This is a genomic window from Candidatus Kurthia intestinigallinarum (genome assembly GCF_003991225.1).
GTDB classification, from domain to species: Bacteria; Bacillota; Bacilli; order Bacillales_A; family Planococcaceae; genus Kurthia; species Kurthia populi.
In genome coordinates, this window is the sequence record NZ_JTFC01000029.1 from 39,350 (window position 1) to 60,829 (window position 21,480).

At 37.9% G+C, this 21,480-nt stretch carries 24 protein-coding genes; 4 read left to right on the top strand and 20 right to left on the bottom strand.

Annotation, left to right across the window (positions count from 1 at the left end; all coding sequences use genetic code 11):
- Nucleotides 1-81 precede the first annotated feature (81 nt).
- The 3 genes from abc-f to QI30_RS08020 all read right to left on the bottom strand — a co-directional run bounded on the left by abc-f (nt 82) and on the right by QI30_RS08020 (nt 3,529).
- Nucleotides 82-1,533 carry a ribosomal protection-like ABC-F family protein gene (abc-f, locus tag QI30_RS08010; RefSeq protein WP_126990415.1) on the bottom strand — a complete coding sequence of 484 codons (1,452 nt, stop codon included), beginning with the start codon at nt 1,531-1,533 and terminating at the stop codon, nt 82-84.
- A gap of 246 nt (nt 1,534-1,779) precedes the next feature.
- Complete coding sequence (locus QI30_RS08015) at nt 1,780-2,655, bottom strand: M23 family metallopeptidase (RefSeq protein WP_158620998.1); 876 nt, start codon at nt 2,653-2,655, stop codon at nt 1,780-1,782.
- Between the two features lie 25 nt (nt 2,656-2,680).
- Nucleotides 2,681-3,529 carry an alpha/beta fold hydrolase gene (locus tag QI30_RS08020; RefSeq protein ID WP_126990417.1) on the bottom strand — a complete coding sequence of 283 codons (849 nt, stop codon included), beginning with the start codon at nt 3,527-3,529 and terminating at the stop codon, nt 2,681-2,683.
- A 144-nt stretch (nt 3,530-3,673) separates the two neighbouring features.
- Here QI30_RS08020 and QI30_RS20410 point away from each other — a divergent pair, with 144 nt between their 5' ends.
- Nucleotides 3,674-3,817 carry a hypothetical protein gene (locus QI30_RS20410; protein ID WP_158620999.1) on the top strand — a complete coding sequence of 48 codons (144 nt, stop codon included), beginning with the start codon at nt 3,674-3,676 and terminating at the stop codon, nt 3,815-3,817.
- Between the two features lie 69 nt (nt 3,818-3,886).
- Here QI30_RS20410 and QI30_RS20915 read toward each other — a convergent pair whose 3' ends face one another.
- The 13 genes from QI30_RS20915 to QI30_RS20415 all read right to left on the bottom strand — a co-directional run bounded on the left by QI30_RS20915 (nt 3,887) and on the right by QI30_RS20415 (nt 12,038).
- Nucleotides 3,887-4,246, bottom strand: a complete 360-nt coding sequence (locus tag QI30_RS20915) for a hypothetical protein (protein WP_233600552.1) — start codon at nt 4,244-4,246, stop codon at nt 3,887-3,889.
- Between the two features lie 65 nt (nt 4,247-4,311).
- Complete coding sequence (locus QI30_RS08025) at nt 4,312-5,190, bottom strand: NAD(P)-binding domain-containing protein (protein WP_233600553.1); 879 nt, start codon at nt 5,188-5,190, stop codon at nt 4,312-4,314.
- A gap of 68 nt (nt 5,191-5,258) precedes the next feature.
- Complete coding sequence (gene arsC / locus QI30_RS08030; RefSeq protein ID WP_126990418.1) at nt 5,259-5,675, bottom strand: arsenate reductase (thioredoxin); 417 nt, start codon at nt 5,673-5,675, stop codon at nt 5,259-5,261.
- A 12-nt stretch (nt 5,676-5,687) separates the two neighbouring features.
- Complete coding sequence (locus QI30_RS08035) at nt 5,688-6,977, bottom strand: arsenic transporter (RefSeq protein WP_126990419.1); 1,290 nt, start codon at nt 6,975-6,977, stop codon at nt 5,688-5,690.
- Complete coding sequence (locus QI30_RS08040) at nt 6,965-7,237, bottom strand: ArsR/SmtB family transcription factor (RefSeq protein WP_370323603.1); 273 nt, start codon at nt 7,235-7,237, stop codon at nt 6,965-6,967. Before QI30_RS08040 ends, QI30_RS08035 begins: the two co-directional genes overlap by 13 nt.
- 168 nt (nt 7,238-7,405) lie before the next feature.
- Nucleotides 7,406-7,771: a DUF3139 domain-containing protein gene (locus tag QI30_RS08045; RefSeq protein ID WP_126990421.1), complete on the bottom strand. Its 366-nt coding sequence runs from the start codon at nt 7,769-7,771 to the stop codon at nt 7,406-7,408.
- A 114-nt stretch (nt 7,772-7,885) separates the two neighbouring features.
- Nucleotides 7,886-8,524, bottom strand: a complete 639-nt coding sequence (locus QI30_RS08050; protein WP_126990422.1) for a zf-HC2 domain-containing protein — start codon at nt 8,522-8,524, stop codon at nt 7,886-7,888.
- Nucleotides 8,521-9,000: an RNA polymerase sigma factor gene (locus QI30_RS08055; RefSeq protein WP_126990423.1), complete on the bottom strand. Its 480-nt coding sequence runs from the start codon at nt 8,998-9,000 to the stop codon at nt 8,521-8,523. The genes QI30_RS08050 and QI30_RS08055 overlap by 4 nt, the downstream gene beginning before the upstream one ends.
- Before the next feature lie 120 nt (nt 9,001-9,120).
- A complete protein-coding gene (locus QI30_RS08060) occupies nt 9,121-9,690 on the bottom strand; it encodes a tetratricopeptide repeat protein (protein ID WP_126990424.1) in 570 nt (189 codons plus the stop codon).
- Nucleotides 9,691-9,715: 25 nt separating this feature from the next.
- Nucleotides 9,716-10,183 (bottom strand): YrvL family regulatory protein, encoded by a 468-nt coding sequence (locus QI30_RS08065; protein ID WP_370323604.1) that lies wholly within the window; start codon nt 10,181-10,183, stop codon nt 9,716-9,718.
- 78 nt (nt 10,184-10,261) lie between these two features.
- A complete protein-coding gene (locus QI30_RS08070) occupies nt 10,262-10,729 on the bottom strand; it encodes a GNAT family N-acetyltransferase (RefSeq protein ID WP_158621000.1) in 468 nt (155 codons plus the stop codon).
- Nucleotides 10,730-11,051: 322 nt separating this feature from the next.
- Complete coding sequence (locus QI30_RS08075; RefSeq protein WP_126990427.1) at nt 11,052-11,444, bottom strand: DUF5412 domain-containing protein; 393 nt, start codon at nt 11,442-11,444, stop codon at nt 11,052-11,054.
- A 285-nt stretch (nt 11,445-11,729) separates the two neighbouring features.
- Nucleotides 11,730-12,038, bottom strand: a complete 309-nt coding sequence (locus tag QI30_RS20415) for a hypothetical protein (RefSeq protein ID WP_158621011.1) — start codon at nt 12,036-12,038, stop codon at nt 11,730-11,732.
- A gap of 285 nt (nt 12,039-12,323) precedes the next feature.
- Between QI30_RS20415 and QI30_RS08080 the strand changes: the two genes are divergently transcribed.
- Nucleotides 12,324-13,763, top strand: a complete 1,440-nt coding sequence (locus QI30_RS08080; protein ID WP_126990428.1) for a restriction endonuclease — start codon at nt 12,324-12,326, stop codon at nt 13,761-13,763.
- Nucleotides 13,764-13,854: 91 nt separating this feature from the next.
- Here the strand turns inward: QI30_RS08080 and QI30_RS08085 are convergent, their stop codons facing one another.
- The 3 genes from QI30_RS08085 to QI30_RS08090 all read right to left on the bottom strand — a co-directional run bounded on the left by QI30_RS08085 (nt 13,855) and on the right by QI30_RS08090 (nt 16,127).
- Nucleotides 13,855-14,985, bottom strand: coding sequence for a DUF4238 domain-containing protein (locus tag QI30_RS08085; protein WP_126990429.1), 1,131 nt, complete (start codon nt 14,983-14,985; stop codon nt 13,855-13,857).
- 153 nt (nt 14,986-15,138) lie between these two features.
- A complete protein-coding gene (locus tag QI30_RS20420; protein WP_158621001.1) occupies nt 15,139-15,276 on the bottom strand; it encodes a hypothetical protein in 138 nt (45 codons plus the stop codon).
- On the bottom strand, nt 15,273-16,127 hold the full coding sequence (locus QI30_RS08090; protein ID WP_126990430.1) for an alpha/beta fold hydrolase: 855 nt from the start codon (nt 16,125-16,127) through the stop codon (nt 15,273-15,275). The genes QI30_RS20420 and QI30_RS08090 overlap by 4 nt, the downstream gene beginning before the upstream one ends.
- Nucleotides 16,128-16,246: 119 nt before the next feature.
- Between QI30_RS08090 and QI30_RS08095 the strand changes: the two genes are divergently transcribed.
- Nucleotides 16,247-16,915 carry a vWA domain-containing protein gene (locus tag QI30_RS08095; RefSeq protein ID WP_126990431.1) on the top strand — a complete coding sequence of 223 codons (669 nt, stop codon included), beginning with the start codon at nt 16,247-16,249 and terminating at the stop codon, nt 16,913-16,915.
- 604 nt (nt 16,916-17,519) lie between these two features.
- Nucleotides 17,520-18,665: an IS200/IS605 family element RNA-guided endonuclease TnpB gene (gene tnpB, locus QI30_RS08100; RefSeq protein ID WP_126990432.1), complete on the top strand. Its 1,146-nt coding sequence runs from the start codon at nt 17,520-17,522 to the stop codon at nt 18,663-18,665.
- 122 nt (nt 18,666-18,787) lie between these two features.
- On the opposite strand, the gene QI30_RS08105 is transcribed toward tnpB, so the two are convergent.
- Complete coding sequence (locus QI30_RS08105; RefSeq protein ID WP_126990433.1) at nt 18,788-21,400, bottom strand: hypothetical protein; 2,613 nt, start codon at nt 21,398-21,400, stop codon at nt 18,788-18,790.
- Nucleotides 21,401-21,480: the final 80 nt, after the last annotated feature.

A 21,480-nucleotide genomic window follows, 5' to 3' on the forward strand; every position in this document is an offset into this window, starting at 1 on the left:
AACCGGAACCGCGCCACCGCACGATTCCGGTTTTTCTTATGCTCATAGGAAAGATTGGCTTTACCAGCCTCTTTTTATTTTTCAGCGCTTTAGCTCTACTATTTTGGTCGCTACACGGTCAATAAATTGCGGGTCATGCTCGACAAAGAGCAATGTAGGCTTATAGTGCCGAAGCATTTTTTCGATTTGCTGCTGATTCCATATGTCTAAATAATTAAGTGGCTCATCCCATAAATAAAGCTCCGCTGGCTGTCCTAATGACTTCGCAAAGGCTACCTTTTTCTTCTGCCCCGCACTCATACGCTCAATGGGTACGTTGAAGACATCGCGCTCCATACCAAGCACACGCAAATTCGTTAAAAAATGTGTATAATCAATTTTCTGCTCCGCCGCAAATGCTTTTAATGTTCCGGCATACTCATACTGCTGTTTCACCATACTCATCGTGAGCTGTGGTGATATTAGAACTTCCCCCGTCACCTCACCATCAAATTTCTTTGTAAATAAATACGCCAGCAATGCCGTTTTCCCGCTTCCATTCACACCAGTAATCGCTAATTGCTCGCCCTGATAGAGCTCAAAGGAAATCGGCTGAAATAACGGCACATCTCCGTAGCTCAGCGTCAAATTCTTCACACGTAGCACGGGATTCCGATGACGAACTAGGCAATTCATCGTCAAATTACTCACCGATTCAATATTGTGTAGAAGTTTCGTTTTTTCAGTCACCTGTGCTGCTACACGTTTTTCAATTGCCTTCGAACGCTTCATCATACGCGCGGCATCTGCCCGTACCTGTGCATCATGACTAGATGCCTCTTTACTTGCTGCCCACTGAGCTTTCTCCTTAGCCGTCCGATCGAGGCGATGAATTTCCGCTTTAAGTCGCTTATTTTGCGCTAGTTCATAGTGGTCCTGCTGCGCCTTTTGCTGACGATATGTTGAAAAATTTCCTTTATACAGCACAAGCTGACTGCGCTCAATCGCTAACACATGATCAATCACTTCATCTAAAAAATGACGGTCATGACTCACTACTAAATAACCCTTTTTCGTCTTCAAATACGTAGCTAACAATGCGCGGCCCTGTGCATCTAAATGGTTCGTCGGCTCATCTAGGAGGACATAACTAGCCTCATCACAAAATAATGCCGCAAGCAATATCTTCGTCTGCTCACCGCCTGACAATTGCTCAAATGGCTGCCAAATAATGTCCTTCTCTAACTGTAGCAACTGACACTCACGCTCAAATTTCCACTGTTCAATCGGCATCACTTCATCAATCGCCGTATAAACAGGCCAGTCCGGATGCAAAAGCTTTTGCGGGAAGTAGCGAAAGGCTGTCGTTGAAGAAATCGTTCCACTATACGCATAGTCATTCATTAATAATTTTAATAATGTCGTTTTTCCGCGACCATTTCGTCCAACTAATCCAAGTCGCCACTGTGTATCAAGTACTAAATTCACCTGTTCAAAAAGCGGTTTTTCTAATTCATCAAAGCTAAACTGTACATCTTTCAATGTAATTGGCATATCCATTCCCCCCTTAGTTGGTGAATGCATATACATTAACAATTAAAAAATCCCTCTGAAAAAAGTCAGAAGGATTCCAAGTCATTATCGATACGTATAAGAGATAATAAATGGACAAACGAATCCTATTTTAAGTGAAAATGCATATACATTTTACGTTTAAAAATAGGTTATTTGTTCATTCTATTCATCATCCCTTCCTTGTTTTGTATAGCTAGCATATACTAATTATCCAAAAATTTCAAGCTACGAAAAATCGACTAGATTGCGCACTAGCTTTCGAATGGCTGCAATAAAAGCAAACTGACTCATACTGTCAATCATTTCACCCGCAAATTCAATCAAAGCGTTATCAGGGAGTTCAAATTCCTGATGTTTTGGCATGAGAATAGTGAGCGGCTTTGCATACAGTGGGTCCGGCTGGTCCATCACACGAAAATGCACATGCGGAAATACACTATCACCCGAGTTGCCAGCGCGCGCAATCACATCACCAGTCTGCACATGCTGTCCTTTTTCGACAGCTATTTTATCTGTCGAAAGATGTGCCAGCATACTATATTCACCGCGCTCATGCGCCATCACAATATAGTTACCAAACCGGTCGTTTTCATTTCGCATACCGATTTTATTATTTGGAATAGTTGAAACAACATCCACAACACGACCATCTGCAGGTGCTACAATTTCCCGTTCAAATGCATCTTGCTGTTCAAGTATGGATGGATGTTGCGGGTTAGCAGCCTTTGTGAAATTCAGTGTTCCTGGCATGTAAGTTGGCAGCATTGCTTGTGACATCAATATCCACTTCAATTTAACTGGTGGCTTATAGTGGTTGCGTGTTTTTTTCATACCAGAAGGCGTCTCTACAAAACGAAACTGAAAAATTTCGCCATTTTCATCTGATGCAATATGTACTTGTCTTGACATTGTTTTTTTCGTCCACACTTCATAAAATTTATTATTAAACTTTTGTGTTTCGGCAATAGCGCCGTGAAAGTGGGCCATTTCCTTTTTTGCGAGTTGTTCAAATTCCTCAAAGCGCCACTTTTGCTGCAAGTCTTCCGTCATATTGTCATAAAGAACACGAAAACATCCATTTAAAAATATCTTTCCATACATCGGTTTCTTTATCATCCTTTCTAAATTATAGTTGCGGTGCACGTAGGGTTGCTTCTACAAAATGAGCAAAAGCCTCTTGCTCCTCCATAAACGGGAAATGATTCGACTCTTCAAATATTGTCAAAGATGCATTTGGCAAAAGCTCCGCAATTTCATAACTAAATTCGACCGGACACTGTGCATCCTGTCTACCACAAAACACATAGGTAGGGACGATCGTTTGTGGCAATTGTGCACGTAAATCAAAGGTCTTAACTGCGACTTTTCTAAAGTAATCAAGTGCGCGACCTACTGTACGGCCACTATTAGGAATGTTTAATGCGCGCTCTACATTATCCCTCGTTGTAAAGGAAAGAAGTGTCCATTCAAATGACAATGACACGCGCTCCTCTCGAGTCGTTTGTGGATCATTCAACGCCTCCATAATCTCAATTATTCGCGTGAAATGTGGATTTTCCGGACAATAGATACTCGCCGGATGACTCGCATAGGCTTTACTTGCTGCACTGCTCCCACAAATACATTTCGTCAATGCATCCGGAGCTTCAATAGCATATTGTAATGCCAGCATTCCACCCGTTGAATGCCCCGCAAAGCCCCATGACATAAAGCCGAGTGCTTCTCTCACCGCTTCTAAATCCTTAATGACCTCTGTTAGCGCCATTTGCTCATCGTTATCGAGAGGTACGGAATTCCCGGCACCTCGCACATTGATTAAAAACACCTGATAATGTGCGGTAAATGGCTCCGCAAACCAATTGCCGATTTCATTAAAAGCTGAGTAAAAGTGGGTAATCGCTAGCGGCTCCCCTTCACCTTTCACAAAATATTCAAACTGCCCTCTTTGCGTAGTAATCATCTGCTGCTGCCACATATAAATTCCCCCTTTCTATTTATTGTATAGAAATTTTTTCTATTTCGGTAGAAAAAATGGGTAAAAATAACAAAAATCGTTTTTTTCGTCGTACGTATGCTACTATTTGTAGTAGACCCTAAAACAGAAAGGGATGGATTTTCCATGAAGAAAAAAATAACCTATATTCTTGTAGCTCTTGCCGTAGTTGGTACATTTTTTACAATGAGTCTTCAAGCAGAAGAGCCTTCATCAAATTTTGAACCAGTCACAAAAACCGACACAATTTTCGTCAATATTTGGCGCTAATTAGATGGAATTAAAAAAAGCAGCTGATTAGCTGCTTTTCTCAATTATACGAAACAAAAAAATAGATAGTTACTGGCAGCACCCTCCGCCACCAATGCCTGTATGACAAACGCCTGTTTCAGGTAGTGACAGTTGCACATTTAAAGCAGCTTCTGTATCACCTGCAATCGAAGCGGCAATTGAACGGACCTGCTCATACCCTGTAGCCATTAAAAATGTAGGTGCTCGGCCATATGACTTAGAGCCGACAATATAAAAATTAGGTTCGGGTTGTCGTAATTCCTTTTCACCATGAGCAGGTACACTACCACAGCTATGGTGATTTGGATCAATTAAATCGGCCAAGGCGGGTACTGCTTCTGTCACAGGGTCTGTTGTATAACGGAGCTCTTCATGGAATGAAAAATCTGGTCGATTCCCCGTATTCACAATTAATTCATCAAAAGGCCCTATTTTTTGCTCTGTCCCTTTTAATACAACACCTTCTTCTTTTTCTAAAATCGTTTGAACGTAAAAAGTGTTTTTACTTGGATAGAACCATTTGAAAGAATTTCTTTTATTTTCAACCCTAACTCACCACGTGCAGCTAGTTCATCATCCACGCCTCCACCAAGAGCTTCTTCTACTTGATTTTTTCGAAGAATCCACGTAATTTCTGTCTGTGGGTAATTCTCTTTTAACTTTACTAATTGTAAAAGGGAGTTTATCGCGGAGTGACCACTCCCAATAACGGCTACCTTCTTATTTGCATAGCGCATCGACTGTACCACTACATTAGGAATTTGATAAGTTATTTTTTCGCTTAGCTTGCGTTCAGACGGTAAAAAAACACCATGACTTGCGGCTGGGTTAGCGTGTCCCCATGTTCCGGTAGCATCGATAATCGCACTTGCCTTATATGTTTTCGTTGCTTGATTATTTTTCGTAAAGATTAGAAATGGCTTCGCCTCACGATTTGCCGATTTCATTTTATCTGCGTCTAGTTTTGTAATGGCGATGACTTCTTCATTTGTATAAAGACGGCCTTTAAATTGTTCACTTAAGGGTATTAAATAGTCATGTCGTAATGCGGCGCCTGTAGGAATAGCTTGAGGGTCAGGCATCGTCCAGCCCGTCTCCTCTAATAACTTTCTAGCGGCATTATCTACATTGTATTCCCACGGTGAAAATAGGCGCACATGCTCCCAAGTGGCTACATTGGCAGCGACATCTCCTTTTTCTAATAGAATGAACGGTACATTATATGTCTGTAAATGCGCTGCTGCAGCTAAACCAATAGGGCCCGCCCCTAGAATTGCTACAGGGTATTTCATTTCACAGCAACTCGTGCCAGGTGTACAGCACGCTTGATTATTTAAAATTGGTAATTCCATCTTACTTCCCCATTTCTTAACGCATGGATACGCTTATTTATTTTTAGCACCACGCGTTTGAATACGTATTAGTTATTTTCTGATGCAAATGCTTGAATTTTTGCTTCAATAGCATCGCGAACTTGTTGAAAAACAAGCCATTTTTCCGCTTCTGTTCCCTGTGCTTTTGCTGGATCATCAAATCCCCAATGTGCACGTTTTACATGCGATGGTATTACAGGGCATTTATCTGCCGCATCACTGCATAATGTCACAACAAGAGTCGCCTGATTCAACTTGTTCGAATCAATCATATTCGATGTTTGGTTCGAAATATCAATACCAACCTCAGCCATTACTTTCACTGCATTCGGATTTAATCCATGTGCCTCAATGCCCGCACTCTCGACTTGCCAAGATGACAAATATTTTTTTGCGAAGCCTTCCGCCATTTGAGAACGACATGAGTTCCCTGTACATAAAAAGTAAATTGTTTTTTTATTCACTTCTACACGCTCCTAGAAAATTTGTAATGTTACATATAGTCCAAGTAATGTCACGAGTAAAATCGGCACCGTTAGTAAAATCCCTGTTTTAAAATAAGTCCCCCAGGAGATTTTGATACCCTTCGTTGAAAGCACATAAAGCCAAACTAAAGTAGCCAGCGATCCAATTGGGGTAATTTTCGGTCCTAAATCTGAGCCGATAATATTCGCATAAATTAATGCTTCTCGCACTGTACCATCTGTTGCTGTTTCCGCGATGGCCAATGCATTAATCATAACAGTTGGCATATTATTCATAATCGATGACAGAAAGGCCGCAATAAAGCCCATACCTACTGTAGCAATCAATAACCCTTGTTCAGCTGTCCATTCAATAACATGCGCCAGTTGAATTGTTAACCCTGCATTTCCTAAGCCATATACGACGACATACATACCGATCGAGAAGAAAACGATGTTCCAAGGAGCCCCTTTTATAACCGCCTTCGTATTTACAACCTTGCTTTGTCTTGCCATAATTAAAAAGAAAATCGCAATAAGACCCGCAATCAGAGACACGGGCACCTGAAGCCATTCACTTGTGAAATAACCAACGACTAAAATCGCTAAAATCCCCCATGAAATATGAAATAGCTTTCTATCCTTAATCGCTAGCTTCGGCTCTCTTAGCATCGTTTCATCAAAGGTTTTCGGAATAGTTTTTCTAAAATACAGCATAAGGACAATAATTGTCGCGGCTAAAGAAAATAGATTCGGAATAATCATTCGCGAAGCATATTCTACAAAGCCGATGCTAAAGAAATCAGCGGAAACAATATTTACTAAATTACTTACGATAAACGGTAAGCTCGTTGTATCTGCGATAAACCCACTCGCCATAATAAATGGGAAAATCATTTTTTCACTAAATTTAAGATTCCGTACCATCGCTAGGACAATCGGCGTCAAAATTAAGGCCGCTCCATCATTCGCAAATAAAGCTGCAACCCCTGCACCTAATAAGCTAATATAGATGAACATTTTGAGGCCATTTCCTTTTGCGATACGTGCCATATGTAATGACGCCCATTCAAACAGGCCAATTTCATCTAAAATTAAGGAAATCAAAATGATTGCAATAAAGGATAAAGTAGCATTCCATGTAATACCAATAACCGTTCCTACATCCGAAAAATCAACAATGCCTAGTAACAACGCAATTACTGCTCCAGCCATTGCCGACCAGCCAATATTTAATCCACGCGGCTGCCAAATAACAAAAAGTAAGGTAATGATAAATAAAAGACTCGCTAACAAGAACATGAATTGCCACCACAATGACACGTATTGTCTGCTTCAAGTGTATCAATAACGGCTCTTACAACCGGTGATATCTCTTCTGCTATACGATAATATTTCCACGTACCATCTTTCCGCTCTTTAATAATCCCTGCATCTTTTAGCTTTTTAAGCTGCTGACTAACTGCTGGCTGTGAAATTTTCAATACATCGACAAAATCACAGACACACACTTCGCCGTTTTTCATACAAGCTAGTAAAGTTAAACGATTTTTATCCGCCATTGCTTTTAATACTTGCTCCAATTCATTCAACAAAGCTTCCTCCATTCCTATATATAAGTATTTGCTTATTTAATATAGCACTCGTTTTTACATAAGTAAATGCTTATATAGAAAATTTAAAAAAAGCTAAAACGATAGTCGTCTTAGCTACTGAATTTTATAATCGATTTATTCGTCGATTTTTTCATGAGAAGGTTGAATATCTCCTTCATCGCCGATTGAGATGAAATCTGCTTTATGATCTTTTTTACGAATGTAATAAAGGTATTCATTATCAGGCTCATCTTTGTAGTAAACAGAGGCTGTGTATTTATAATAGTCCCCTTTTTCATCCATTTTTCCACTGTACAATAATTTCACATTCGCAATATCATCGTTACTATACTTTTTTTCCTTATACAAATAATTCTCAATGGATTGTTCAACAATTTCTTTTGCTTCTGCTTTCTTCTGGTTTTGTACAATACTAAATACACTGATACTAGCTATAATTAATAACACTGCACTTACTATAAAAATCGTTTTTTTCTTCAAGAGAACCCCACCTCAAATTTACTATTTATCCCATTATAACAAATAAATGATACATTGTATGGAACAGAATCCTTCATTTTATATCTCTTAAAAAACTTACTTAATATTTTACAATCACTCAGGTAGCTGCATGCCTTTTTTCCAAATCAATACAGCATCATCAGGCGAACCATAGTATAAGGCTTTAATCTCTTTACCATTAGACATGTTTTCAAGATTAAATTCTTCATGACCGTCTCCAATTGGATGCTGTTTTTTCATTTTTATAATTGGTCGTAGTGGCGTCATATAAAAATTTCCTTTTTCATCTGACGAATACTTTACTCTCATCACATCATAGTCATCTAAAAAATTCACATTATACGTAATCGTACCATTTTCCAATTGGGCAACATTTGAAATAGTAAAATGACTGCTTTGCACCTGCTGAATATCCCACTCAACTAAAGAATAATACGCACCAAATAAAACTAAACAAATCAATGCGGCAAAGCCCATTCCTTTATACGTCGATTTTTTTTTCATTTTCTGTATAGAAGAAGCCATTTTTCTCATCATTTTCTCATCCTGCTTACGAGACTCCATTTCTACATGTAGAATTTCAGTTGTATCCTGCATATTTTCTAATTCTTTCTGACACACCGGACAACTGGCAAGATGTTTCTCTATTAAAATCTCTGTTTCCTTACTACATACATCATCATAATATAACGGCAATAAATCTTGAATGACGTCACAATGAATTTCTTTCATAGTTGCTCCTCCTTACTCATTAATTGTATTTTTTTCTTAGCTCGATAAAAAGTGACCCGTGCCCAACTCTCTGTTTTTCCAAATAAAAGACCAATTTGTAAAAAAGGTAACTCGCCAAAAATACGCAATGTAAATACTTCCTTATATGGCTCTTCTAAGTCATGTAGCAGTTGGTGTAAGTAAAAGGCATTTTCTTTTTTCATCAGGTCTTGCTCTACAGATTTATCATCTTGGCGCTCCTCTAACTCCGGATGCAATCGCTTTTGTTTTTCAAGATATGTAAAATATGTATTTTTAGCAATTTGGCAAAGCCAGACACTCATCTTACATTTCTGTTTATATTGATCAATATTTTGAAGTGCTTTGAAAAATGTTTGTTGCGTAATTTCCTCAGCAATGGTTTCGTTACGACTAAGCGATAACATAAATGCATAGACATCTCGGAAATATAAACGATAAATCTGCTCAAAATTCATTTTTTTACCTCCCTTCTTACATAAGACTAATGAATAAACAATTCGTTACAAAATAATTGAAAATAAAAAAAGCTAAAACGATAGTCATCTTAGCTACTGAATTTCCAAATAGATTATTAACTATGTCTGGTTTAAATTTCTGACGAGTTCTAGTGCTAATTTAGTTGATTTTATTAGTGATGGGTTAGCCTTTTGTTGGCGTAATTTTAATGATTGAGTAAAACATCTTTCAGCCTCTTCTAATTCACCTAATTCCATCAAGCATTTCCCTTTATGCTGCAAGGCAAAATCTGCATATAACTCAACCTGATTCTCACAGCATTTTGTATAAGCACGATTAAATAATGTTAGTGCCTTTTGCGGCTGGCTATCATATTTCAAGGCTTCACCAAGTCGTATTAAACTCACAATTTCTTTCTTTATATCGCCTTCTACTAATGAAATATCCAAACATTCATGTAAATAATCAAAAGCTTTTTGAGGTTCTTCACAAATTCTGTATAAATTGCCTATTATTCCACAAAGATAATATGTGTGTTCTTTATTTTCGCTTAATAAATGTTTTGCATCTACGATAATTTTTTTAAGCTTTGCTACATCAGTTGTTTTTTCTCTTAAATAGTCATTTTCATCAAAATAAAGCAAATCATTTAGAACAGATAACTTACTTTGAAAGTCAGAGAGTTTCATACGTAGTGCTCCTTTAGAAAACCCATTATTTTTTAGAAATGATTTTTTCTTCTATTCGCTTAAATTCTTCACTATCAGCCATTGGTGGTTCTTCACTTTTTTCTTCCAATAACCAATGAGTCAACGCTGTAATCAAAGCAAAAAGCATAGCACCTTTCCAAGAAATAGCAATGCTATCCATAAAGGTATCAATCAATTTAATAAGAATAAAAGTAAATCCTGTATTTAAAATAATTGGTACTAAGCCTTTACTTGTCTTAAGAATGCCTGTAGATTTTAAGGCTCTAGGTATTGCTCTCGTAATAAGTGAAAGTGGTATTTCGAGAAATGTATAGATGACAAAGAAAAATAGTAAGGAACCCATCGTGTCATATTGTAAGCCAAGAATCTTTAAAAGTATGTATTCAAAAAAGGTAAACGAGATGATCATAACTAATAGAACCGTTACACATATTACAATCGTTTTTAATTTATTTATTGTAAAACCCCCTATGAAATCATTATCAGCAAAATCGAGAAACTTCTTTTAAAACAAATTCCCAAGCTATAGTATTCCCACTACAAACGCCTGTTATTGACTTAGGTGCTTATACATATTGATTCCGGCAATCTGAAAACCCAAATGATGATATAACCGGATTGCTTGTTCATTGCTTCCGAAGACATGTAGCTTAAAGAATAGAATTTCTCGACTTATCAAAAGAGATTCCAATTCAGTCATCATTTCTTTACCGAGGCCTTTTGAACGGATATCTTCATTAAGATAGATTTCGTATAAAAATGCACTTTTATTTTCGTTCACTACTTTTAACCATACATAGCCAGCGACTTTACCATTTTCTATAATATGGTAAAATTCATGATTTTTTGTATTAAATCCATGTGGTAAATAGCCGCTAATTGCCTGTTGTGCTCGTAAAAATGCGGAGTCATTTATAACTTCAAACGTATTTTCTTCAAGTGTATGCGCATATCTTTTTATTTTATCTTCTATGTATACGTCATAATCTGCTTCAGTCATTGGTATTAATCGTTTCATGTCGACAATCAACTCCAAATAAGTATTTTTCATTACACGCCATTATAATTCTAACCAAAATATTCCTTTTAGTATACTAAAAGGAATATAAAAAAAACTCCGAAATGTTGAGTAACCAACTTTTCGAAGCTTTTTGAGTGTTACATGTCGTCATACATTATTTATGAAGATCCCTATAATTGATGAAACCGGTGGCATAAGTATAGAAAAAAATACCATACTCAAAATCGCATTAAATATAATGTATGAATATATCGCTTCCATCTTTCGTCGGTTGCCAACAATTATCGCTTACAATTTGTATGATACATATAGTCAGAGCCTATTGTCGAAAATCATATTTTTCATTCGGCACTTCGAGTGTATGACCATTTATTACGACCTTATCATTGCTAAGCCAGTTGATTTTGGCGGTATCTTCACGATTATTCCAGTAAATATTTTTTGTTTTTTGCGTACTGTTATTAAAAGTCAGCTCTCCTCTTATCGAATAGGAAGTCGTCGCACCCGCATTCGTTCGGTAAGCTTTGATTGTATAGGTGCCATCTGGAGACGTTTTTTCTGTCACATACTCGCCTACCGGTAACCGATTCATATCAAAAAAAGCCCAGTACACGCCATATCCAATCATTCCTATCAATAAGAAACCGATAAGTGCTGAGATTTTTATTATTTTTTTTCGTTTCCTACTTTTCTTAGCTATTTTATCCGTCATATAAAATGCCTCCCTTATATAAAAGATGAAGTTACTTTCATATAGACTGTTTTAAGCTGACTTCGTTCCCACCTGCTTCTTTAAAAAAAACGCATAGCTAGTCGATGTAGCTACGCGTTCATTTTAAGCATCTATGCCTGGAATATAAATAATATTCTTTTCACCATCAATTGTGCTAATAAATGCATAAACCGGCTGGTAGAACCCTTTTGAATCTAATTCAGCGGATTACGGAGGATTGAGCCATCTAAAAAGAGACAAACGCTAAAAACGTTTGTCTCTTTTTTACTCTATACTGTCCATTATCGCCTCGTAAACCTCATTCCATCCTGAATAATACAGTGAAACATCTGCTCGATGAATGAGCTTGCGCTGTGATGATTCAAACTGCCCTTCAAAAGGTAAGAAATGTGTAATTTTCATTTTGTAAAATACTTGATAGCCGACTTTTGGATAGAGGCTATGTTCTGTCCAAGCAGGGTTATCATGATGATCGACAGTAATCGCACCTAGCAGTGTGCAGTCACCCTCGACATAGGCCTCTTCAAAGGCTTCCCGTTTAAAACATGCTTCTGCTGTCTCGCCTTTTTCGATATGTCCACCTTAATTAGTAAACAAAAGATTTGTAACATTCCCTTTTAAAATATTCGATGCTGTTACTTCATACTCGATTTCACTTCTTCGATATTGAGAAATTTAAAATAGTTTCCTCGAAATTCTCTCGAATTCTAATAGTAACTTGTATAAAAAGTCGAAATATGAATGATTCACGTTGAAAATTCTATTTGCACCCTTTGTAAAAATAGGTCATTATGATACTGTTAAAGTATATTAATTAGTTTTTATTTACTATAAAAATTACAAAATGAGGTGTTTTGATTGGTTGTAAATCTTTCTTCAATAAATCCTAAGTATATGACGCAAATTGCATTATCTAATAGATTTGGTTTATCCGAATCATCTGGTCGTAAATTGATTAAATTTTTCAGTGACTACATACCGTATACAATTCTTAAAGGGAATAAGCTATTTACCGAAGAATCCTATGATAGTTTAAAAATAATTATGGATATTAAAAATCGTGGGTATTCGAAAGTTGAAATTTTAGAGATATTGGAAAGCGTTGATAACATATTTTCAATAGATTTAGATAATACACCCTATCGCACGCTAAGTAATTCTCTCTCACAATCAGCCCTTTCGAGTACGGTTGGATGGAGTGAAGCTAGGGGGCGTAGCTGGATAAAATCATTTGATGAATTTTTCCAATATGAAGTCCGAGCAAATGTGAAATATTTTAATGAAGAGGCCGTAGATACATTAATGTTGATTCGTAAAATCAATGATTTGGGTTATGCAAAGGACGATGTAAAAGAGATATTAACTGCAAATAAGGGACTGACATTAGCAACATTCAGTACACTTAAACTAAAAAATAAACGCGCTCGCACCTCTGTAACTAACTATGACAAGGGGTTAAGTGATGAAATTCCTCCACGCTCAGAACTAATGCTTGCAATACTAGAAGTGCTTAAAGATAAGCAACCATGTAAAACAACAGAAATTACGGATCGGGTGGCTGTTTATTTACAACTATCAGAAGAATTACAAAGTATGAAGGACGAAGCGAATAAAGAATTTGTATTTGTTTCTAGGCTGCGCTCGGCTCGTGGTTCGCTAAAAAACAAAGCATACATTGTAGAGACAACTAAGTATACTTATCAAATAACAGATACCGGGCTAGAGTTACTGAGCGAAGATGAAGATGATATTGACGAAGAAATTGAAGAATTAGATACTTTCGTTGACCCATTCGATACTGTTGAAGAAAATGTGAAGGAAATTCAACACCAGCTCGTTAATGATTTATTAAATGTCATTCAAACAATACACTGGCGCCGCTTGGAAGTTATAGTCGTAGAATTACTGGAATCTATGGGTTACGGTAAAGGTGAAGTAACACAACGTACAAGAGATGGTGGCTTTGATGGTATGGTGCTAGGTGATGAATTTGGATTTGATCGTATCTATATTCAATCAAAACGTTATAAAAAATCACGTAAAGTTAGCGCGTCAGAAGTGAGAGATTTTTCAGGTACATTAGATTCTGAGGGTTCAAAGAAAGGCATTATTATCACAACGTCTTCATATTCTCGCGAAGCTACCAATTATATTAATAAGTTAAAAGAAAAGCATATTGAATTAATTGATGGCGAACGTTTGGCTAAACTACTTATTCGTCATAAAATTGGCGTTAAAATCCGTAAAAAAATAATTATCCAATCAATAGACGATGATTATTTTACTGGTGAAGAATAAAAAAGAGTTGCCCCTAGTTATGGGTAACTCTTTTTTATTGGTATTATGTGGTTAATTTTATGCCTATTGCTCATTATAAGAATCGTGCCTTTTACTCTGCGCCAAAATACTTTTCTTGGTCTAACTCTTGTACTATGTAGCCTTTTGAAGCGGATTCTTTTATTTGCTTATTGTATGCATATACTTCTTCTTTAGTTATCTCAGTTAATATATAAAAGTTATTATATTCCATTTTAGTGTTTTTTCGTACAGCACATGCTAGTTTTGGACTAATCGGAAAGATATAGTCTATTTTCTCGTGTATGTTCTTATGGAATTCAATTGGATTGTCAGATGTAATGAATTCGGCTCCATCTTCCGGAATTAGTAATTCAATTACCATAGTATCTTTGATTTCTTGAGCGTATTGATACATTGCTCCAGTTTTGTTGAAAAATTTATGAAATAAGGATAAACGAACACTATGACGATAATTTTCTTTCTCTGTATCCAAAAATGGATATGCACGTTTTTCTAAGGGTAAATCATTGTCTATTTCGAAATCAAAACACTTTTCTATTTTTGGAAACAAACCATTAAATACATTATTGAACATTTCGTTTCCTTTTACTGTTCGCCAATCAATTGAAACCATAAATTCGATCAATTCTAATCGGTTTTTATCTTGTATTATATCTTGGCCCTTACTAGCATAGGCTAAATCAATGATTTCGTCTCTAATTCTATTCCAGCTATTTTCATACATCCTATCCCAAGCCGCTTCTAAATTTCGTATTTCTTTCGATAATATTTCTTCTTCAAGAGAATTTTTTTCTTCACTTGAAATTAATATACCTGCCGGATTATAAATTTCCCATTCATTGTAATAGTGAAACAAACCTGTCAAATCACGTTTCGATTCCAATTTTTTCTCATCTAAAAATACACTGTAATTTTTTTTAAGGATGGGTTCTAATAAAAAATCCAAATCAGCTTCTTCTTGAAAGGGTATTCTAATATTTCTAGAATAAAAATTAGGAACAATGAACTCATTGGCTGTTGCAGTGTTTCTTACATAACGTGATTCTTTTTCGGGTTGTATAGACTCTTCTTTGTCAATAAAATAAACTCTTATATGCCTTCCATCGCTTGAGATATTTCTACCCCAGGGCTTTAAGTATGTTTTAGGTAAAAAATGTTGTCTTTGTGATTGTGTTCCCCAATTTCGATCGAAATTAACCATAAATCTTATCTCCTTTTTGTTGAATTATAGTAATAATGTTACTTCTTTCATGTTCATTATCGGATATTTAACATATATTGTATAGCACTTATAAATGGATAGTAATAAATTTTCAACAAAAAAAGAGTTCCTAATATTAGGAACTCCAAAAGATTAATTCATAGTCACTTCAGTAGTAATTGTGTGTTTCGTATCATAAATTGAGCCTACACGTGGCACTAATTCATAACCATAGATTTTACTAAGGATTACAAAAGTAAGTGACAGTGTACCCCAACCCACCTGCTTCATCGATTCTTCACCTTCTGCTGTATCATTTTTTCGACAAACTGCTCAAATGCCTGTTCTTCCTCAACAAATGGGAAATGATTACTTCTTGAAAAGGTCGTAAGTGTTGCGTTGCCGAGTAGCGCCGCCGCTTCGACTGCATATTCATACGGACATTGTGCATCGTATTTCCCACCGTAAATAAAGGCTGGAATCGTGACATCCCTTAGCTGCTGGCGTACATCAAAGGTTGGCAGCTCTTCATATGAGAAATAATCCAATCTTTTCGATACCGTTTTACCGCTATTTGGACGACTAATCAGCTTGTCATAGCTGCTCGCCTCATACAGCGACATAAGTGACCATTCCTTTGAGCCGGCCTGACGTTCTTCAGCTGTAGAAGCTGGGTTTGCGAGCATCGCCAAAATTTCGCGAAGACGCGCATTATGTAGATTGTCCTTACAGTAAATACTTGCTGGATTTTTCATATAATCATTTGAGGCACAAAGACCACCTGCCACGATAAACGACAATGAGCTAGATGCTTGTATCGCATAAACGAGCGCCAGCATCCCACCCGTTGAATGTCCAGCAAATGCCCATTTTGCTAGACCCAGTGCCTCACGAATTGCCTCTAAGTCGCGCACACTATCCACCATACTATAAGAAGCAATGGCTGTATCATCCGTCGATTGTCCACAGCCTCGTAAATTCACTAAATACACGCGATGCGTTGCTACAAATTGATTCGCAAAAAGATTTCCTTTTTCATTAAATTCACTATATAAATGTGTTACACATAGTGGTTCACCCTCACCTGCCACAAATACCTCAAACATACCTCGATTTGTTTCAATTATCTGCTGTTGCCACATAGTAGTTCCTCCTCACCGGTATATTTATGGAATATATTGTCATTATATCATACATTTTAAAGGAACATTATGTCTGCATGTAGAAATAAGCTAGTATCACATGAGAAGGGAGTTTTAACATGTCATCAATTTCATTAAAGAAGCAAACTGCAAAAATTGTTTTAGAAAAGAAAAAGCTTACTGGCGTAACGGCACGCGTAGGTCTTGTTTTAGACATTTCAGGCTCTATGCGTAAATTGTATAAGGAAGGTGTCGTACAGGAGGCGGTTGAGCGCGTGCTTGCGGTCGCTAGTCAATTTGACGATGACGGGGCGATGGATGTATGGATTTACGATAATGAATTTTCTCGTCTACCAGCTGTTACAGAAAATGAGCTCTCTGGCTATATCGACAAGGCTGTACTCACGAATGACAACGTTCATAAATTTGGACGTAATGATGAGCCGCAAGTAATGAAGGATGTTATGACAAAATATTTAAAAGAAGAACCTGAGGATACACCGGCCTTTATCGTCTTTTTAAATGATGGTGGCTGCAAAGCAGGCATTAAAAAATTCATTATGTCCTCTTCAGACAAGCCAATTTTTTGGCAATTTATCGGTATTGGCAATGGCAACTTTGATACACTTCAAAAGCTCGATACGATGGAGGGCCGCGTTGTGGATAATGCGAACTTCTTCCACCTACAGGCAATGGAAGCGGTAAGTGATGAGGAATTGTATGACCAGCTACTTGATGAATTCCCAATGTGGTTAAAAGAGGCGAAGGAAAAAAACATTCTTTCATAAGCTAAAAAAAGTAGGCACTGCGCTCAAACGCAATGCCTACTTTTTTTGAATTCCACACCTATTATTCATTACTTCTTATAAACCACCTAATAATTTACCTAAGATTCCTAAAATCGTTGCTAATAATCCTGAAATTAAATCCATCGTAACCCCTCCTTTCCATTCTTTACATTACCTTTTATACCAGTTTTCTGATTATTCTAAACATATTTTGATATTTTTTTATTAATTTAAATAAAAAAATTAAAACAACGAAAGTCCCTTATCGCAAAAATAGATTAGTATAAAGCCTTTCCTAACAAAAAAGAGCCCCTGAATGCTCATATAAGAAAATTCAGGGACAATCTTATTTTTATCATGTCTGTAGCAGAAGACGCCCACCTCAAGGAGCGAAGTGAGTAGGTGGGCGATGCATGCTATGCTTTTGACGAATAGTACGTTTCAAGAGATGCTCGTTAAAATACTCGTTAATAGGGCTTGCTATTGATTGAAAAAGGGTATGGAAAGACTAGAACTGTTTTGCTCTAAAAACGCCTGTCGGATTTCTACTGGTGGTACTTCCATCGAAACGATTAAAAACTAACGAGCGGAAGAGGTGAATGTCATGTCACAAAATAAAGCCTACAAATTTAGATTATATCCAAATAAGGAGCAGCAAGCACGCATCCATCACACACATGGTCATTGTCGTTTTGTCTACAATCATTTCCTTGAACTTTGGAACACTTCCTATAAAGAAAATGGCAAAAGCTTAAATCGTCGCTTGATGTCTAAACTCCTCACGAAGATGAAGAAACAAGATGAAACGGCTTGGCTGCGCAATGTAGACAGTGTGGCATTACAAGCCTCCTACGAGCACTTATTAGCTGCTTTTGATCGTTTCTTTAAGAAACAAAATAAATACCCTCGTTTCAAAAGTAAAAAGAATCCCGTACAAAGCTATACAACCAAAAATACAAATAACAATATTGCGATTGTCGGCAAACGAATCAAACTGCCGAAACTTGGACTTGTGAATTTCAAACAAACTTGTGTAGTAGAAGGCCGTATACTGCGCGCAACCATTAAATACAATGCGAGTGGCCATTTTTACGTATCGATTACATGTGAAGTGCCTGATTTTAAGCCGTTACCGAAAACCAATCAAGCTGTCGGCATTGATTTAGGCATCACCGATTTCGCCATATTGTCTAATGGACGTAAAGTGGATAACCAACGCTTTACGGTGAAGATGGAGCAGCAGCTCAAGCGGGAACAACGCAAGTTATCACGTCGCTACGAACAAGCAAAAAAAGAGAAACGTGATGTACGTGACTGCATGAACTACCAAAAGCAACGTCGTAAAGTCGCGCGTTTGCGTGAGCGTGTTGCGTTTCAACGGGAAGACTTTTTGAATAAGTTATCAACGGAATTGATACGCCAATATGATGTTATTTGTCTAGAAGACTTACACACCAAAGGCATGTTGAAAAATCATAAACTAGCAAAAGCGATTTGTGACGTTTCGTGGTCTTCATTTGTGCAAAAACTGATGTATAAGGCGACATGGTATGGCCGAAAAATCATAAAGATTTCACGCTTCTATCCGTCGAGTCAGCTTTGTCATGTGTGTGGGCATCGAGACGGCAAGAAGTCCCTCGATATTCGCGAGTGGGTTTGTCCATCTTGCGGGGCGGTACTAGACAGGGACATCAACGCAAGTCGGAATATTTTAGCCGAAGGGCTCACACTGTTAACCCAACAACCGTAGGAACTACGGGGCTCGCCTACTCAAGAAGTGAAGCCACTGTTCGAGCTGTTGGAACAAGCAAGCACTGTTCGTAGGAATCCCCCACTTCAAGCGCATTCAAAGAACGGCTAAGTGGGGGTAGTTCAATCTACATCAATTACTTTTGAAACGATTTTTCCATACTTGATTTTAATTTGACCTTTTTCCGTTACAATCCGTCCAGTCGTCGCATAGTTCTTTTCGTCCTCTGTTGTAAGATCTGCTATACGCTCGTCTGACGGTGAAAATTGTCCATCATTGTCATAATCAACATATAAATCACCATAGTTAACATAAGGCGAATCTACTTCGTCGTATTGCCCTACCCAGCTTCTTCGTTCGCTCGCACTACGTACAGGATAATCATTGTCTCTCGATAAGGTGATTTTTTCGACGATGTCATCCTTACCAGCTTCTTCTCTCGTATAAAGAACATCACGGAAGCCAAGCGTCGTCGGAGCTCTCACCGTCGCAATATCGTGCGTAGTTAGCTGAATAATGGATGGCTGATCGTCATAGAAATACCACGTTGTCGTTAGCACCTTTTCGCCTTGTGGATTATAAAAATTCAGCGTTGTATGCCCCTCATGTCTACCACCAATTGATACATCTGGTGTCGCTTCATTTCCAGTGAAAACATATTCGCCCGTACTCACCCCATTGATCATAACCATTCCCGGATTATATTGAATACGATAACCTTTTAAATCCGCAACAGTCGCGCCACCTGCATATTTCCCGCGTGCATCCTCAAAAGCAAAGCGCGTTAATGCCGACATTTGTACATGATGCCGGGTTTCTTCGGATTTACGATCTAATACAAGATGCTCCTTCGTCGCAAGTCCTTCCGTCGTTACCGTCGTTTTTGCTAGAATTTTACCCTCGTCATCTTTATACAAAATATCACCGGCTTGCCCCGATTGCTTCACATTAAACTCTAATGGTGCGTAGCTATTATATAGCTTCCCTTCATCCGGCATCCCAACAATCGCTGGGTAGACGACGCGAATTGGCGTTTCTAGCTCCATAAAATCACCATATTGGTCTAGTAATGTCACCGGAATTTTTTCTTTATTCGCATTCCCAACAACCGCTTCGTATTTACTCGGTGCGTCCACAGTCGTCAGCTTACGCTCATCATTTACAACCGTAAGCTCAAACTCTTGCTTATAGCCTTTTGTTGCAATCGTAATGGTTGTCTTACCTGCTTTTTTAGCAATAATTTGGTCCGTTGGTAGACGCCCTTCTTTTACAGGCTTTTGCTCAATGGCCGCTACAGCTGGATTTGACGATGTCAGCGCTAGTCCAAAACCATCAATACGACCCGGGCCTCCACCAAAAGCAGCTGAGGAAATATAACCTTGCTCACCAATCACTAATGTATTACTTTGTAGTGCACTATAGCCCTCTTTACGCTTCACAGATAGTGTATAAGGCTCCTGCTCCTCTGTTGCTTGAAGCTTAGTGAACGTTACCGGTATCGTTTTTTCATACGTTTTATCCGCATTTTTTAGCGTAATTTTAACAGAAGATGTCCCAGTACCGCCACGTAATTTCCCTGTTGTAGACGTTGTACCCTCTTCAAAAATCGCCTCATCTGCCTCGAATGTAACCTCATAGCCTTGTAGCTTTAACATATCCACTGTTTGCATTGTATTTTCTACGTTAAACTGTAGCGTCACAGGCTCATTTTCAGCAAAAGTATCTTCCCATAGACCAAAGCGCTGGATATCCGCTATATAGCTCACCGTAAACATCTGGTCCCCAATACGTACTGTAGTCGGTGTATTCAGCGGTAATGGCATTTCCAAATCAACCTCCATTACGCGGTCCTCTGGATACGATAGCCCAATTGATGCAGTGCCATCTACTTTTACATCGTCTTTGCGCAGACCTGTTAAGCCCTTCCCTTTCACACGTAAAATGGTACGATCAATGGCCTCTATACTATCGACTGTAAACTGTAGTTTGCCGTCCTTATATTCATCACCATTATACATCCCATTTGCAAGAATCCCTTTAATATAAAATAGCTCTTTATAATAACCCGTTGCGAGTATGCCGCGCTCATAGTAATTCCCCTGATACAGCATCTTTTTCAGCACCTTACGTCCCTCATGGAATAATACATCGTCATGTAGGCGGTAATCCTTTGTATCAAGGTAGCCGTTATTAAATAAATACGTGTACTGATTTAAATAACGATAGCGCTTCAGCCCTTTGTACAAATAGCCGTCCTGATATAAATACAATTTTTTAGCCGTCGCAACATCTTTTTGTGGGTACATCGTCGTCCCTTTTGCTAAAAAGCCATCTTTATAAAGTCGCTCCTTCGTAGATGTCTGCACATAGCCCTTTGCCAGTATGCCATTTTTGAATAATAACGTCTTATCTCGCGCTGTTTTATTGCCTTTTTTCAGTGTCGCATTGTCGTACAGCCTCATTTTATTGCCCGTCCCCATAATTTTATAGCCTGTATTCAGCACACTATGACGGTAAAGCTTCCCACTATACACAACATAGCCCTTATTCAATTTGCCATTTTTATATAATCTACCTTTATACAGCACATAACCAGCGGCTGCTTTACCTGTAGCACTATTCATTAACACGCCATTTTTTAGTTTGTACGTTGCTGCCTCTGCAAGTTGTGATTCCTGTATGGTGCTCGCCATTACAATGGCTGCTAGTGTCGTAGCCATTATCTTTTTCTTCATCTAGCTTCTCCTCCGTTCTCTTCATGCTATTATCCCATTCCCTTTTTCATCTTTCATCAAAATAAAAAAGAATGGGCTTA